The organism is Streptomyces sp. LaPpAH-108 (assembly GCF_000373625.1).
Lineage (GTDB): Bacteria > Actinomycetota > Actinomycetes > Streptomycetales > Streptomycetaceae > Streptomyces.
Genome location: NZ_KB891993.1, coordinates 478,168 through 493,407 on the forward strand (window position 1 = coordinate 478,168; position 15,240 = coordinate 493,407).

Here is a 15,240-nt window from a genome sequence, read left to right on the forward strand (position 1 = left end):
TCCCTGTCGTCTCGCCGAAACCCACACAACCGAACGGCTGATACCCGTTTGCCGCGAGGCTTCCAACAGAGTCCCACAGGTCCTACCGTAATCGCGCACCGCTGACACGAACATGCCGTCACCCGCGCACACGAGTCGGAGGACCGTGGACGATGCGTCACCCCCACACGTACAGATCCCACAGATCCGGCGTCATAGCGGTCGGCGCACTCGCCGCCGCCCTGCTGGTGAGCACGGCCGCGCTGACCGCGCCCGCTGCCGCAACTCCCGTACGGAGTAAGGCTGTCGCCTCGGACGACGGTCTCGCGCTCACCCCGCCCATGGGCTTCAACAACTGGAACTCCACCCATTGCCGGGCCGAGTTCGACGAGAACATGGTCGAGGGCATCGCGGACCTGTTCGTCGACAAGGGCCTGAAGGACGCCGGTTATCAGTACGTCAACCTGGACGACTGCTGGGCACTGCCGAACCGGGACGCGAACGGGCAGTTGGTGCCCGATCCGGTCCGGTTCCCCCACGGAATCAAGGCCGTTGCCGACTACGTGCACGCCAAGGGCCTCAAGCTCGGCATCTACACCAGCGCGGGCACCAAGACCTGCGACACCACGGGCTTCCCCGGCGCGCTCGGCCACGAGGCCAGTGACGCACGGCAGTTCGCGGAGTGGGGCGTCGACTATCTCAAGTACGACAACTGCAACAACCAGGGCGTGGACGCGCGCCAGCGCTACCGCACCATGCGCGACGCCCTCAGGGCCACCGGGCGCCCCATCGTCTACAGCATCTGCGAGTGGGGCGAGAACAAGCCCTGGGAGTGGGCGGGCGACGTCGGCCAGCTCTGGCGCACCACCGGCGACATCAGCGACAACTGGGGCTCGATGCTGTCGATCCTCAAGCAGAACCTGCCTCTCGCGCCCTACGCCGGTCCGGGCCACTGGAACGACCCCGACATGCTGGAGGTCGGCAACGGCGGCATGACGGACACCGAGTACCGCTCCCACTTCTCCCTCTGGGCGGTCATGGCCGCGCCGCTGCTCATCGGCACCGATCTGCGCACGGCGTCCCCGGAGACCCTGGACATCCTCGGCAACAAGGAGGTCATCGCGGTCGACCAGGACCCGCTGGGCCGCCAGGGCGCGGTCGTCTCGTCCGAGGGCGGCCGGTGGGTCGTCGCCAAGGAGATGGCGGACGGCAGCCGGACGGTGGCCCTCTTCAACGAGTCCGCGACCGCCCAGCACATCGCCACCAGCGCCTCCGCCGTGGGCCTGCCCACGGCGCCCGGCTACACCCAGCGCGACCTCTGGCAGCACCGGAGCCTCAACACGGCGGGCACGATCGCCGCGACCGTCCCGGCCCACGGCACGGTTCTGCTCAGCGTGTCGGCCGACGGCCACTGGGCTGCCCATCCCCCGGCTACCGAACTAGGCGTGGCCGAACAGCCGTTGATCGAGGCAGCCACGCCGACGGCACTCACCACCACCCTGACCGACCTGGGGCGTACGACGGCCCACCAGGCGTCCGTGTCCCTGACGGGCCCCGAGGGCTGGGGAGTTCACGCCCTCTCCCCCACCCGCGCCGGAACGCTCGCACCGGGCAAGTCCCTGCGCACCCGTTGGCGCGTCACGGCCCCCGAGGGTACCCCCACCGGCTCCTACACTCTTTCCCTGCGGGCGAGTTACCGCTCGGCCACCGGAACACGCGTCACCGACGTGCTCCCGCTGACCGCCGCCGTGGTGGTACGGCCCCCGACCGGCACGTCGTATCTGAGCGACCTGCCCTGGATGTCGGCCACCGGCGGCTGGGGCCCGGTCGAGCGCGCCACCAGCAACGGAGAGAGCGCGGCGGGCGACGGCAACCCGCTCACGATCGGCTCGGTGACGTACGCCAAGGGTCTCGGCACCCACGCCCCCAGCGAGATCGCCTACTACACGGGCGGCCGGTGCGCGAAGGTCACCGCCGAGGTGGGCGTGGACGACGAGAAGGACACCAGGGGCACCGTCGCCTTCGAGATCTGGGCGGACGGCACGAAGACCGCTTCGACCGGCGTCCTCACCAATGCGATGCCCGCCCAGCCCCTCACCGCCGACGTCACCGGCGCCCAGGTGGTCCGCCTGGTCGTCACCGACGGCGGCGACGGCATCGACTCGGACCACGCGGACTGGGCGGACGCGCGCCTGACCTGCCGAGAGCGACACCTCACCGGGTCCTCCCGGTGAGTGAGCCACCCCTCCACCGCCCGTTCACGCGTCCCGGTGAACACGAGCCGCCGCCCCCTGCCGCAGTCCGGCCGGGGGCGGCGGCTCAGCCATGCGGCACCTGATCATCGACGACAGGTCCGGCACCCTCACCTGTCCGCCGGGGCACGCTCGCCGCACACAGGACTCACGAGCCCGGGACGAGGGCGGCCCCCAGTGCGGCGGCGGCGGCGAGTTCCTGACGGGTGGCACCGGCCGCGGCCTCGACATTGAGCCCTTCGGCGGTGGCGACGACGATGCGCGCCAGAGCGGCGCAGTCGGTGCCGGGGGGCAGGTCGCCGTCGGCGAGGGCCTTCTCGAAGCGTTCCAGCAGGGCCTGGCGGGTGCCGGCGCGGTAGGTGGCGAGGAGTTCGACCACCTCGCGGTCCTCCTCGGCACAAGCCAGTCCGCCCTGGACGGTCATGCACCCGGCCGGCCGGTCGGGCAGGGTGGCGGCCTCGGCCGTCCCGGCCAGGAAGCGCAGCACGGCGGCGCGGGCGGTGGGTTCGGCCATCGCCTCGCTCAGATACCGGGCCCGTTCCTTCGAGTAACGCCGGAGGGCTTCCTCGAAGAGCGCGCGCTTGTTGCCGAACGCCGCGTACAGGCTCGGCGGGTTGATGCCCATCGCGGAGGTGAGGTCGGCGACGGACGTGCTCGCGTACCCGCGTCGCCAGAACATCTCCATGGCGGTGTCCAATGCGGCGTCCCTGTCGAACGCGCGCCTGCGGCCTCGTGGCATGTCCATCCTCCTGCTTCCCGGTGTCCCCATTCTCCGGCTTGCTTTTTCTTAGCGGTCGCTACATTGTAGACGGCGAGCACCTTAGCGATCGCTACACAAATATGATCACCGCAGGAACGAGGAAACCGATCATGGGCAAGCTGGACGGAAAGACCGCGGTCGTCACCGGCGGCACCAGCGGCATCGGACTGGCCACGGCGAGGCGGCTGGCAGCCGAGGGGGCACATGTCTTCATCACCGGCCGCCACCCTGAGGCCCTGGCCAAGGCCGAGGCGGAGATCGGGTCCAACGTGACCGGTGTGCCAGGTGACATCTCCGACCTGGACGACCTCGACCGGCTGTGGGACCGCGTCCGCACCGAGCGCGGCTCGGTCGACGTGATCGTCGCGAACGCCGCGTTCGTCGAGCTGGCCACCCTGGCCGAAGCCACGCCCGACCATTTCGACAAGACCTTCGGCACCAACGCGCGGGGCACGTTCTTCACGGTGCAGAAGGCGCTGCCGCTGCTGAACGACGGCGGATCCGTGGTGCTGGTGTCCTCCACCGGGCACCTGCTCGGCGTCCCCCCGTACACCGCCTACTCGGCGACCAAGGCCGCCGTCCGGTCCTTCGCCCGGAGCTGGGCGGCGGAGCTCAAGGAGCGCGGTATCCGGGTCAACTCGGTCAGCCCCGGCCCGATCGACACGCCCATCTTCGAAGCCCAGGCCGGAAAGGACGCGGATGCCCTGCGTGAGCAGATGCGCGCCGCGATCCCGATGGACCGGCTGGGAAGTCCGGAGGAGGTGGCCGCCGCGGTGCTCTTCCTGGCAGGCGACGACTCCAGCTTCACCACCGGCGCCGACCTCCAGGTCGACGGCGGCCAGACCCAGATCTGACCCCCGCTCCGGCCCGGCCCCGCCCGCCCTTCCGCCACAGACGGCTTCCCGGACTTCCAGCCCGAGATCCGGTGGCAGATCGCCAGCGGCCCCATGGTGACCACCTACAAGATCTACCGCGGCACCCACCGGGGCCCCGTCCTCGGAGTCGCGCCCACCGGCCGCAGCGTCGAATTCGAGACCGTCGACGTCATGAAGGTGGAAAACGGCCGGATCACCGATCACTGGGGTGTCGGCAACCTCCTCAAGATGCTCACCCAGCTCGGCGCCGTCACCCTCTGAGCCCCCGGGCTCGACACTCCCGACAGAAGGAATCCTCACTCATGTCCGACAGCCTCACCCTCACCGGCCAGAACGCCCTGGTGACCGGTGCCACCAGCGGCATCGGGGCGGCCATCGCCCGCAACCTCGCCGCTCAGGGCGCCCACGTCATCGTCGTGGGGCGCAATGCCGCACGCGGCGCCGCCGTCGTGGGCGAGATCACCGACGCCGGTGGCAGCGCCCGGTTCGTGTCCGCCGACATCGGCGACCCCGCCGGCATCGAGGCACTGCGCAAGGAGGCCGGCGACGTCGACATCCTGGTCAACAACGCCGGTCTCGCGATCTGGGGACCGACGCAGACCCTCACCGTCGAGGACCTCGACGCCACCTACGCCACCAACGTCCGCGGCCCCTTCCTCCTGGTCGCCGCGTTCGTCCCCGCCATGCTCACCAAGCGGAGCGGGGTGATCATCAACATCGGCAGCCTCGCCGCGACGATCGGCATCGCCGGTTCCTCCGCCTACGGCGCCAGCAAGGCCGCGCTCACCTCGCTCACCCGCGAGTGGGCCGCCGAGTTCAGCGGGCAGGGCATCCGCGTCAACACCGTCTCGCCCGGCCCCGTCGACACCCCCATGGGCAGCCCCGACGTCCTCGACCAGCTCGCGGCCACCACCGCCGTGGGACGCGTCGCCCAGCCCGAGGAGATCGCCGAACTCGTCGGCTTCCTCGCCTCCGACCGGGCTGCCTACATCACCGGAACCACCGTCCACATCGACGGCGGGCGCACCGCCATCTGAACCACCGTCCCCCTGCCCGGTCGCTGTGCGGACGACCGGGCGGACCAGGGGACCGACCCGAGGCCGTGCCCCTGAAACCCTCCAGGGGCACGGCCTTCCCTCGCTCGGCCGCACCACCGGTGACGTGTGGCAGGCTTGCCGCGCGCCCTCTCCGGGACGAAGTCGGTCCAGGGCAGCCCCGGCTGCCCGACCGCACACCGGGTCCGGAGGACACGCCACCCGGCCCCCGTACGACGAAGGCCCTGCCGCTCCTCACACCCCCGCAGCCGCCGCCCCCGACCCCCGGCTCAACGCCGCTGCAGCCGCTCCCACCAGCCCCGCGTCCGTCCCCATCTGCGCGGGCGCGACCGTCAGCCGCTGGACGAAGGACAGCGTCGCGTAGCTCGCGAGCGCCTTCCGCAGCGGGGCGAAGAGGACGTCGCCCGCCTTGCCGACACCCCCGCCGATCACGGCGATGTCGATCTCGACGAGGGTCGCGGTGGCGGCGATTCCGGCGGCCAGGGCCTGGGCGGCGCGTTCGAAGGCGGCGGCGGCGACCGGGTCGCCCGCGCGGGCGGCGGCGGCCACGGCGACGGCGGAGGTGTCGCCGTCGGGGCCCGGCCGCCAGCCCTGTTCCAGGGCGCGGCGGGCGATGTTGGGGCCGCTGGACAGGCCCTCGACGCAGCCGCGCGAGCCGCACGGGCACAGTTCGCCGTCCAGGTCGACGCTGATGTGGCCGATGTGACCGGCGTTGCCGGTGGGGCCGGGGTGCAGTCGGCCGCCGAGGACCAGGCCGCCGCCGACGCCCGTCGAGACCACCATGCACAGCGCGTTGTCGTGGCCGCGCGCCGCGCCCTGCCAGTGTTCGGCGGCCGTGATGGCCACGCCGTCGCCGATCAGCTCCACCGGGAGGCCGCCGCCGGTCGCCGCGCGCACCCGTTCCACCAGCGGGAAGCCGCGCCAGCCCGGCACGTTGACGGGGCTGACGGTGCCCGCGGAGGCGTCCACCGGTCCGGCGCTGCCGATGCCGATGGCCTCGGCGCGGGACCACAGCGGCGAGGCGGCCAGCTCGGCCAGCACCTCCTCGACCGCGTGCATAACCGTTTCACCGTCCTCGCGGGCGGGCGTGGCGCGCTGCGTACGCGTGTGGATCCGGCCGTCGCCGTCCACCAGCGCGCCCGCGATCTTGGTGCCGCCGATGTCCAGCGCAGCCACGAGGTCGGTGTGCATCAGTGTCAGGTCTCCCCGTCGAGCCGTGAGATGGAGCGAAGCCGGAAAACGCCCCCGACCGGTCACGACGGACCTGGACCGGGGACGGCGGTGGACAGTCTCTCGCGCACCTGACAACGTTGTCCAGGCTCTATGCTCGACGCCACATGCTCGTACCGGCCCCGACCTGGGGCACCGGCCAGTGAAGACCACGGACGACAGGACAGCACATCGTGCCCGAGACCACCCGCGGAGCAGAACGCGCCAACGGCACCGGCCGTTACGGCAACCGGCCCACCATGAAGGACGTGGCCGCGCGGGCCGGAGTGGGCCTCAAGACGGTCTCCCGCGTGGTCAACGGCGAGCCCGGGGTCACCCCGGACACCGAACGGCGCGTCCAGGAGGCCATCGAGGCGTTGGGCTTCCGGCGCAACGACAGCGCCCGGGTGCTGCGCAAGGGCCGTACGGCGAGCATCGGGCTGGTCCTGGAGGACCTCGCGGACCCGTTCTACGGCCCGCTCAGCCGCGCGGTCGAGGAGGTGGCCCGTGCCCACGGCGCCCTGCTGATCAACGGCTCCAGCGCCGAGGACCCGGAGCGGGAGCGGGAGTTGGCGCTCGCGCTGTGCGCGCGGCGGGTGGACGGGCTCGTGGTGATCCCGGCCGGGGACGACCACCGTTATCTGGAGCCGGAGATGCGGGCGGGCGTGGCCACCGTGTTCGTGGACCGTCCGGCCGGGCGCATCGAGGCGGACGTGGTGCTCTCCGACAACTTCGGCGGCGCCCGGGACGGGGTGGCCCATCTGATCGCGCACGGGCACCGCAGGATCGGCTTCATCGGTGACATGCCGAACATCCACACGGCGGCGGAGCGGCTGCGCGGCTACCGGGCCGCCATGGAGGACGCGGGGATACCCGTCGAGGACGACTGGATGTCCCTCGGGGCGACCGATCCGGAGCGGGTGCGCCGCGCGGCGCAGGAGATGCTGACCGGTCCTTCGCCGGTGACCGCCGTCTTCACGGGCAACAACCGGGTGACCGTCACCGTGATCCGGGTGCTGGCCGGGCACGCGCGCCCGGTCGCCCTGGTCGGGTTCGACGACTTCGAGCTGGCCGATCTGCTCCAGCCGGGGGTGACGGTCGTCGCGCAGGACTCGGCCGCGCTGGGGCGTACGGCGGCCGAGCGGCTGTTCCGGCAGTTGGACGGCGCGCTCGTGGCGCCCGAGCGGATCGAGCTGCCGACCCGGCTGATCGAGCGGGGCTCGGGCGAACTGCCCCCGGCCGACTGAGGCTTGCGCGCGCTCAGGCCCGGCGGCCACCAGGAGCCGCGTAGGACTCCAGGGCGTCCCGGGCCAGCCCGGTCAGGGCGGTGACCTCGGCGGTGTCGAGGGCCCCGCAGTCCAGGCCGCGCAGGAGATGGCCGCTCAGCGCACGGGCGGTGGCGGGCTCGTCCAGGACGTCGCCGCCCGCGCGAGCGGCGTAGCGGGCGAGCCGGTCGGCGGCGCGCTCGAACCCCTCGCGGTAGAAGGCGAAGACGGCCGCGTAGCGGGTCGGCAGCTGGCCGGGGTGCATGTCCCAGCCCTGGTAGTAGGCGCGGGCGAGGGCCCGGCGGACCAGGTCGTGATGCAGCCGCCAGGCCGCGTGGACCTGCTCGGCGGGGCCGACGGGCAGCACGTTGGTGGAGCCGTCGGACAGGCGTACGCCGGTGCCCGCGGCGGCGACCTGCATGACCGCCTTGGCGTGGTCGGCGGCGGGGTGGTCGGGGGCCTGGTGGGCGGCGGAGACGCCGAGGGCGGCGCTGTAGTCGAAGGTGCCGTAGTGGAGGCCGGTGACGCGGTCCTCGCCCGCCTGGATCATGCGGGCGACGGTCGCGGTGCCGTCGGCGGCTAGGACGGCCTGGCTGGTCTCGATCTGGATCTCGAAGCCGAGGCGTCCCCGCTCCAGGCCGTGGGTCTCCTCGAAGGCGTCCAGCAGCCGCGCGAACGCGGTCACTTGCTCGGCGTACGTCACCTTCGGCAGCGTCAGCACCAGCCCGTCGGGCAGCCCGCCCGCCGCGAGCAGCCCGGTGAGGAAGACGTCCAGGGTGCGGATGCCCCGCTCGCGCACCCCGGCCTCCAGGCACTTGACGCGGATGCCGGTGTACGGCGGCGCCGTGCCCTTCTCGTACGCCTCGGCCACGAGCCGGGCGGCGTGGGCGGCGGCCTGGTCCTCCTCCTCGGCGGGGCGGATGCCGTAGCCGTCCTCGAAGTCGACCCGGAGGTCTTCCACCGGTTCGCGCTCCAGCTTGGCGCGGACGCGGGCGTACACGGCGTCGGCGAGTTCGGCGGGCAGGCCGAGGACGGCCGCGAAGCTCTCGGCGTCGGGGGCGTGCCGGTCCAGGGCCGCGAGGGCGCTGTCGCCCCAGACGCGCGGGGTGTCGGCGGCGAAGGCGTCGGCGGGGACGTAGACGGTGTGGACGGGCTGCCGGGTGCCCGGGTCGCCGGGGTAGCGGCGGGCCAGGTCGGCGTCGACCGGGGCGAGGAGGGCGCCGATGTGGTCCGTGACCGCGTCCGCCAGGCTGGTCCTGATCTTCTCCTGCCCGTCCATCCACACCCTCCCTCTCGCGCGGCGCGGAACCGGACGGGTCCGCGCGCCGAAGCTATCCGGGGTGATTCTCGCTGGTCAACACCCTCCGGACGGGGCGGAAAACGCGGAACCCCCGCGACCGGAGGCCGGTCGCGGGGGTTCTGTGCGCGCACGGGAGCACACGAGCGTGCTCCGCCGGGATCAGCCCTTGCGGGTCTTGATCTCCTCGGTGAGCTGCGGGACGACCTCGAAGAGGTCGCCGACGACGCCGTAGTCGACCAGGTCGAAGATCGGGGCCTCGGGGTCCTTGTTGACCGCGACGATCGTCTTGGAGGTCTGCATACCGGCGCGGTGCTGGATCGCGCCGGAGATGCCGTTGGCGATGTAGAGCTGCGGCGAGACCGACTTGCCGGTCTGGCCGACCTGGTTGGTGTGCGGGTACCAACCGGCGTCGACGGCGGCGCGGGAAGCACCGACGGCCGCGCCGAGGGAGTCGGCCAGCGCCTCGATGATCGCGAAGTTCTCCGCGCCGTTGACGCCACGGCCACCGGAGACGACGATCGCGGCCTCGGTCAGGTCCGGACGGCCCGTCGACTCACGCGGGGTGCGGCCGGTGACCTTGGTGCCGGTGGCCTGGTCGGAGAAGGTGACCGACAGGGCCTCCACGGCACCGGCGGCCGGGGCGGCCTCCACGGCGGCCGAGTTCGGCTTGACCGTGATGACCGGGGTGCCCTTGACGACACGGGACTTGGTGGTGAAGGACGCGGCGAACACCGACTGGGTGGCCACCGGGCCCTCGTCGCCGGCCTCGATGTCGACGGCGTCGGTGATGACGCCGGAGCCGGTGCGCAGCGCCAGACGGGCGGCGATCTCCTTGCCCTCGGCGGAGGACGGCACCAGCACGGCGGCCGGGGAGACGGCCTCGACGGCGGCCTGGAGGGCGTCGACCTTCGGGACGACCAGGTAGTCGGCGTACTCGGCGGCGTCGTGGGTGAGGACCTTCACCGCGCCGTGCTCGGCCAGCGTGGCGGCGGTGTCGGCGGCGCCGTTGCCCAGCGCGACCGCGACGGGCTCGCCGAGGCGGCGGGCCAGGGTCAGCAGCTCGAGGGTGGGCTTGCGGACGGCACCGTCCACGTGGTCGACGTAGACGAGGACTTCAGCCATGGGATTGCTCTCCTGCGTAACGAAGTTGAGGGGCGGTCGGGGCGCGGGCCCTTAGATGAACTTCTGGCCCGCGAGGAACTCGGCGAGCTGCTTGCCGCCCTCGCCCTCGTCCTTGACGATCGTGCCCGCGGTGCGCGCCGGGCGCTCGGCCACGGCCTCGACCTTGGTGTACGCGCCGTCCAGACCGACCTCCTCCGCCTCGACGTCGAGGTCGGACAGGTCCCAGGACTCCACCGGCTTCTTCTTGGCCGCCATGATGCCCTTGAAGGACGGGTAACGCGCCTCACCCGACTGGTCGGTGACGGACACGACCGCCGGGAGGGACGCCTCCAGCTGCTCCGAAGCGGTGTCGCCGTCGCGGCGGCCCTTGACGGTGCCGTCCTCGACGGAGACCTCGGACAGCAGCGTCACCTGCGGCACGCCGAGGCGCTCGGCGACCAGGGCGGGTACGACGCCCATGGTGCCGTCGGTGGAGGCCATGCCGGAGATCACCAGGTCGTAACCGGCCTTCTCGATGGCCTTGGCCAGCACCAGGGAGGTGCCGAGGGCGTCGGTGCCGTGCAGGTCGTCGTCCTCGACGTGGATCGCCTTGTCGGCGCCCATCGAGAGGGCCTTGCGCAGCGCGTCCTTGGCGTCCTCGGGACCGACGGTCAGCACGGTGACCTCGGCGTCGTCCGCGTCCTCCGCGATCTGGAGGGCCTGCTCCACCGCGTACTCGTCGAGTTCGGAGAGCAGACCGTCCACGTCGTCGCGGTCGACGGTCAGGTCATCGGCGAAGTGCCGGTCGCCAGTGGCGTCGGGCACGTACTTCACAGTGACAACGATCCTCAAGCTCACGCCGGCTCTCCTACTGCATCGTCTATTTCCGGGCTGCCTCTTGAAGGCAGCATAGGCGCCTCAAGCGGCCTGTCCCGGTCGGGGCGTCGGTGCGCTCCCGGCCGAAATATTACTCGCCAGTACATCCAGTTCGTGCCCGCTGAGCAAGCGCTTTGAACTGTGACCTTCGCAACGCAGCGTAACCGGAACTCGACGGCGACGCAGCAGCGGGCCACCGCCCCGGGAGCGGGGCCCGGCCCCGGTCAGTCCCGCAGCGCGTTGAACCGGCCCTGGTGGTAGAGCAGCGGGCGGCCGGTGCCCGAGGGGTCGCCGAGCACGACCTCGGCGAGCACGATCCGGTGGTCCCCGGCCGGGACGCGGCCGACGATCCGGCAGACCAGCCAGGCGAGCACGTCGTCCAGGACGGGCACACCCTCCGGGCCCTCGCGCCAGGCAGTGGGGGCGCCGAAGCGGTCGGCGCCGCTGCGGGCGAAGGTGGCCGCGAGGTCGTGCTGGTGCTCGGCGAGGAGGTGGACGCCGACGTGCTCGGCGCGCGAGACGGCGGGCCAGCTGGAGGCGCCGGTGCCTATGCCGAAGGACAGCAGCGGGGGTTCGGCGGAGACGGAGGTGAGGGAGGTGGCGGTGAAGCCGACCGGGCCGTGCTCGGCGCGGGCGGTGATGACCGCGACACCGGCGGCGTGGCGGCGGAAGGTGGCGCGCAGCAGTTCGGGCGAGGCGGTCTGGTGGGTGCCGAGATCGGGCGTGGCCGTCATGGAGTTGTCCTTCTGCTGAGGGGGGCGAGCGGAGCGGAGGCCGTGGCTGCTCAACAGCCCGGACAGCGCGCGCTCGCGGTGCGGGCCAGGTCGACGTGGGCCCGTCCGACGAGAAGGAGTTCGGTCGGCATACGGTCAGGCTGACGATGGATGGCGCGCACAGTCAAGTACGTTCCATGATCTGGAAGAGGCCCGGTCAGGCGGTCGCCGCCGCTCACAGGGCCTCCCCGAGGGCCGCGATCACATCGGCTCTGCGCGGCTGTCCGGCGGCGCGGCGCACCACGCGTCCTTCCGCGTCGAGGACCAGGACGGTGGGGGTGCGGACGATGCCGAGGGCGCGTACCAGGCCGAGATGGGCCTCGGCGTCGATGTCGACGTGGGTCACGCCGGGGACCATGGCGGCGACGTCGCCGAGAGTGCGGCGGGTGGCCCGGCAGGGGGCGCAGAAGGCGCTGGAGAACTGGACGAGGGTGGCCCGCTCGCCCAGTGCGCCGCTCAGGTCGGCCGGTTCCAGCCGCTGTTCCTCGCCCTGCCCGCGCACGCGTGTCCTCCGCTCCGCCGCTCGCGCGGCACGTGTCCGGCCCGTCGGCCGGTCCTGTCGTCCTCAACACAAGCGCGCGGGCGCCGCGAAGGATTCCCGCGTCCGCGGGGAGGGTATGCGCGGGGCGGGTGAGGCGCGTGCGCCGCCGCTCGACGGGCTGTTACCGGGACGTGACGAGGATCTCGCCGCCACGGGGCACCAGGACTGGCTACCCGTCCGTTCTTGGGGCACGATCTGGAGACGCCGTAAACCTACGGCTGCGTAACTTCCCGCCGGGAGCCCCTTTCCCGAGCAGAGCAGAAAGGGCCGACCCCGCCCATGGCAGAACTGGTCTACCGTCCCGTCGTCGGTTTCGCGAAGACGATGTTCAAGGTGTGGGACCTCAAGATCGACTGCAAGGGGTCGGAGAACATCCCGCGCACCGGCGGCGCCGTTCTGGTGAGCAATCACATCAGTTACCTGGACTTCATCTTCAACGGTCTGGCCGCGCTGCCGCAGAAGCGGCTGGTGCGCTTCATGGCGAAGGAGTCGGTGTTCCGGCACAAGGTGTCGGGTCCGCTGATGCGCGGGATGAAGCACATCCCGGTGGACCGCGCGCAGGGCGAGGCCGCGTACGAGCACGCGCTGAACTCGCTGCGCTCCGGTGAGGTCGTGGGGGTGTTCCCCGAGGCCACCATCTCGGAGTCCTTCACACTGAAGAGCTTCAAGTCGGGTGCGGCGCGGCTCGCCCAGGAGGCGGGCGTCCCGCTGGTCCCGATGGCCCTGTGGGGCACCCAGCGGCTGTGGACCAAGGGCCACCCGCGCAACTTCAAGCGCAGCCACACCCCCATCACCGTCCGCGTCGGCGAGGCGCTGGAGGCACCGCGCGACCAGTACGCGGGCGCGATCACCCGTCGTCTGCGCGAGCGTGTCCAGGACCTCCTGGACGCCGCCCAGCGCGCCTACCCGGCCCGCCCCAAGTCCGCCGAGGACTCCTGGTGGCTCCCGGCCCACCTCGGCGGCACGGCCCCGACGGCGGAGCAACTGCGCGCGGTCCAGGCACTCTGAGGCCCGGCGGCCCGGCCCCCGTTCAGAGGGAGTCGGGCAGCGTCCCGCGCAGGCGCACGGCGACCAGTCCGTGCAGGACGTACCCGGATCCGGCGTCATGGGCCAGCCGCTGATAGCACAGGGCCGTGGGGATGCCCTCGGCCCGCAGCAGTGCGGCCAGCGCGTGCGCCTTGGCGTGGCAGCTGCCCGTGCCCTGCTCCAGCACGTCGGAGGCCCGCCAGGTGACGCGGGGGTCGTCGGCGTCGGCCGAGTGCGTGACGGTGTCGCGTACGAACTCGTAGGCGGCACGGGCGTACGAGGACGCGTCACCGGTCCTGCCGGCCAGTCGGGCGGCCGCCGAGCAGAGAAATGCGGCCACCCGGACTCAATGAGTTTTCGGGTGGCCGCATATTCATGCACTCACTCCTGGCGCGCCATCTCCTCCTTGAGCGCCGACACGAACAGGTCGACGTCGTCCTCCGTCGTGTCGAAGGAGCACATCCAGCGGACGTCACCGGCCGCCTCGTCCCAGAAGTAGAAGCGGAAGCGCTTCTGGAGGCGTTCGCTCACGTCGTGCGGGAGGCGGGCGAAGACGCCGTTGGACTGGACGGGGTACAGGATCTCCACGCCGTCGACCGCGCGGGCGCCCTCCGCCAGGCGCTGGGCCATCTCGTTGGCGTGGCGGGCGTTGCGGAGCCAGAGGTCCTTGGCGTACAGGGCCTCCAACTGGACCGAGACGAAGCGCATCTTGGAGGCGAGCTGCATGGACAGCTTGCGCAGGTGCTTCATGTGGGAGACGGCGTCCTGGTCGATCACCACGACCGCCTCGCCGAGGAGGGCACCGTTCTTCGTCCCGCCGAGGGAGAGGATGTCCACGCCGACCGCGTTGGTGAAGGTCCGCATGGGGACGTTCAGGGAGGCGGCGGCGTTGGAGATACGGGAGCCGTCCAGGTGCACCTTCATGCCGTGCGCGTGGGCGTGCTCGCAGATCGCGCGGATCTCGCCGGGCGTGTAGAGGGTGCCCAGCTCGGTGGACTGGGTGATCGAGACGACCTGCGGCTTGGCCCGGTGCTCGTCGTCGAAGCCCCACGCCTGCCGGTCGATCAGCTCGGGCGTGAGCTTGCCGTCCGGCGTGGGCACGGTGAGCAGCTTGAGCCCGCCCATCCGCTCGGGGGCGCCGCCCTCGTCCACGTTGATGTGCGCGCTCTCGGCGCAGATCACCGCGCCCCAGCGGTCGGTGACCGCCTGGAGCGCGACGACGTTCGCCCCCGTGCCGTTGAACACCGGGAACGCCTCGGCGCTCGCACCGAAGTGGCCGCGGATGATCCGCTGAAGGTTCTCGGTGTACTCGTCCTCGCCGTACGCCACCTGGTGGCCGCCGTTGGCCAGGGCCACGGCGGCCAGCACCTCGGGGTGCGCACCGGCGTAGTTGTCGCTGGCGAAACCCCGGACCGTCGGGTCGTGACGACGACGCGCGTCGGTCCTGGGAGGGTTCACGGCTTCTCGGTCAGCCACAGACGGGTTCCGTTCACTTCGGCGGCGGGCTCGTTCCAGACGCCGGCGACGGCGTCGGCCAGGTCCTTGACGTCCGTGAAGCCCGCGAACTTCGCGTTGGGGCGCTCGGCGCGCATCGCGTCGTGCACCAACGCCTTCACCACCAGGATCGCAGCGGCGGCGCGCGGCCCCTCCTCGCCCCCGGCCTTGCGGAAGCCGTCGGCCATGGCGAGCGTCCACGCCTCGGCGGCGGCCTTGGCGGCGGAGTACGCCGCGTTGCCCGCCGTGGGCTTGGCCGCGCCCGAGGCGCTGATCAGCAGGTAGCGGCCGTTGCCGCTCTGCTGGAGGGCGTCGTAGAAGGCGAGGGAGGTGTTCTGGACGGTGCGGATCAGCAGCTTCTCCAGCAGGTCCCAGTCGGCCAGGTCGGTGTCGGCGAACGTGGCGCCGCCGCGCCAGCCGCCCACCAGGTGGACCAGGCCGTCGATCCGGCCGTGTTCCTTCTCGATGCCCGTGGCCCAGGCCCGGGTCGAGTCGAGGTCGAGCAGGTCGACCGTCTCGCCGGTGACCGTGGCGCCGCCGTTGGCGTAGCGGGCCGCGTCCACGGCCTCCGCAAGGCGGGCCGGGTCGTTGTCCGCGCCGACGACGGTCGCTCCCGCCTCGGCCAGCCGGACGAGCGCCGCGCGCCCCGCCGGTCCGCCCGCTCCGGCGACCGCGATCACCGCACCCCGCAGAACCCCGTTGCCCATCGTCTTCCTCTCCCGCTCCGCGCTCTC

Annotated in this window: 14 protein-coding genes and 2 pseudogenes; 6 read left to right on the forward strand and 10 right to left on the reverse strand. The window is 72.1% G+C overall.

Features of this window, described 5'->3' with window-relative positions:
* Positions 1–152: 152 nt before the first annotated feature.
* The gene (locus tag B079_RS0113665; RefSeq protein WP_026248664.1) at positions 153–2,213 is read left to right on the forward strand and encodes an NPCBM/NEW2 domain-containing protein; all 2,061 of its coding nucleotides are present in this window, start codon (positions 153–155) and stop codon (positions 2,211–2,213) included.
* A gap of 166 nt (positions 2,214–2,379) precedes the next feature.
* On the opposite strand, the gene B079_RS0113670 is transcribed toward B079_RS0113665, so the two are convergent.
* Positions 2,380–2,976 carry a TetR/AcrR family transcriptional regulator gene (locus B079_RS0113670; protein ID WP_037801493.1) on the reverse strand — a complete coding sequence of 199 codons (597 nt, stop codon included), beginning with the start codon at positions 2,974–2,976 and terminating at the stop codon, positions 2,380–2,382.
* Between the two features lie 125 nt (positions 2,977–3,101).
* Here B079_RS0113670 and B079_RS0113675 point away from each other — a divergent pair, with 125 nt between their 5' ends.
* The 3 genes and pseudogenes from B079_RS0113675 to B079_RS0113685 all read left to right on the forward strand — a co-directional run bounded on the left by B079_RS0113675 (position 3,102) and on the right by B079_RS0113685 (position 4,903).
* A complete protein-coding gene (locus B079_RS0113675) occupies positions 3,102–3,845 on the forward strand; it encodes an SDR family NAD(P)-dependent oxidoreductase (RefSeq protein ID WP_018546377.1) in 744 nt (247 codons plus the stop codon).
* A gap of 48 nt (positions 3,846–3,893) precedes the next feature.
* Positions 3,894–4,127 (forward strand): annotated as a pseudogene (locus B079_RS31990) (ester cyclase); the annotation flags it as partial.
* Between the two features lie 41 nt (positions 4,128–4,168).
* The gene (locus tag B079_RS0113685) at positions 4,169–4,903 is read left to right on the forward strand and encodes an SDR family NAD(P)-dependent oxidoreductase (protein WP_018546379.1); all 735 of its coding nucleotides are present in this window, start codon (positions 4,169–4,171) and stop codon (positions 4,901–4,903) included.
* Positions 4,904–5,155: 252 nt separating this feature from the next.
* Here B079_RS0113685 and B079_RS0113690 read toward each other — a convergent pair whose 3' ends face one another.
* Complete coding sequence (locus B079_RS0113690; protein WP_018546380.1) at positions 5,156–6,112, reverse strand: ROK family protein; 957 nt, start codon at positions 6,110–6,112, stop codon at positions 5,156–5,158.
* Positions 6,113–6,324: 212 nt separating this feature from the next.
* Between B079_RS0113690 and B079_RS0113695 the strand changes: the two genes are divergently transcribed.
* Positions 6,325–7,377, forward strand: a complete 1,053-nt coding sequence (locus tag B079_RS0113695) for a LacI family DNA-binding transcriptional regulator (RefSeq protein WP_018546381.1) — start codon at positions 6,325–6,327, stop codon at positions 7,375–7,377.
* Positions 7,378–7,390: 13 nt separating this feature from the next.
* On the opposite strand, the gene B079_RS0113700 is transcribed toward B079_RS0113695, so the two are convergent.
* From B079_RS0113700 to B079_RS0113720, 5 genes are all read right to left on the reverse strand, one after another.
* Positions 7,391–8,674 carry a DUF6986 family protein gene (locus tag B079_RS0113700; protein ID WP_018546382.1) on the reverse strand — a complete coding sequence of 428 codons (1,284 nt, stop codon included), beginning with the start codon at positions 8,672–8,674 and terminating at the stop codon, positions 7,391–7,393.
* Positions 8,675–8,854: 180 nt separating this feature from the next.
* Complete coding sequence (locus B079_RS0113705; protein ID WP_018546383.1) at positions 8,855–9,817, reverse strand: electron transfer flavoprotein subunit alpha/FixB family protein; 963 nt, start codon at positions 9,815–9,817, stop codon at positions 8,855–8,857.
* 51 nt (positions 9,818–9,868) lie between these two features.
* Complete coding sequence (locus tag B079_RS0113710) at positions 9,869–10,654, reverse strand: electron transfer flavoprotein subunit beta/FixA family protein (RefSeq protein WP_026248666.1); 786 nt, start codon at positions 10,652–10,654, stop codon at positions 9,869–9,871.
* A 242-nt stretch (positions 10,655–10,896) separates the two neighbouring features.
* Positions 10,897–11,406 carry a flavin reductase family protein gene (locus tag B079_RS0113715; RefSeq protein ID WP_018546385.1) on the reverse strand — a complete coding sequence of 170 codons (510 nt, stop codon included), beginning with the start codon at positions 11,404–11,406 and terminating at the stop codon, positions 10,897–10,899.
* A gap of 214 nt (positions 11,407–11,620) precedes the next feature.
* Positions 11,621–11,947 carry a TlpA family protein disulfide reductase gene (locus tag B079_RS0113720; protein ID WP_018546386.1) on the reverse strand — a complete coding sequence of 109 codons (327 nt, stop codon included), beginning with the start codon at positions 11,945–11,947 and terminating at the stop codon, positions 11,621–11,623.
* Between the two features lie 318 nt (positions 11,948–12,265).
* On the opposite strand from B079_RS0113720, the gene B079_RS0113725 reads away from it, so the two are divergent.
* Positions 12,266–12,994, forward strand: coding sequence for a lysophospholipid acyltransferase family protein (locus B079_RS0113725; RefSeq protein ID WP_018546387.1), 729 nt, complete (start codon positions 12,266–12,268; stop codon positions 12,992–12,994).
* A gap of 43 nt (positions 12,995–13,037) precedes the next feature.
* Here B079_RS0113725 and B079_RS31995 read toward each other — a convergent pair.
* The 3 genes and pseudogenes from B079_RS31995 to B079_RS0113740 all read right to left on the reverse strand — a co-directional run.
* A pseudogene (locus tag B079_RS31995) lies at positions 13,038–13,328 on the reverse strand (transglutaminase domain-containing protein); the annotation flags it as partial.
* A gap of 65 nt (positions 13,329–13,393) precedes the next feature.
* The gene (locus tag B079_RS0113735) at positions 13,394–14,470 is read right to left on the reverse strand and encodes a threonine aldolase family protein (protein ID WP_018546389.1); all 1,077 of its coding nucleotides are present in this window, start codon (positions 14,468–14,470) and stop codon (positions 13,394–13,396) included.
* On the reverse strand, positions 14,467–15,213 hold the full coding sequence (locus B079_RS0113740; protein WP_026248667.1) for an SDR family NAD(P)-dependent oxidoreductase: 747 nt from the start codon (positions 15,211–15,213) through the stop codon (positions 14,467–14,469). Before B079_RS0113740 ends, B079_RS0113735 begins: the two co-directional genes overlap by 4 nt.
* Positions 15,214–15,240 lie beyond the last annotated feature (27 nt).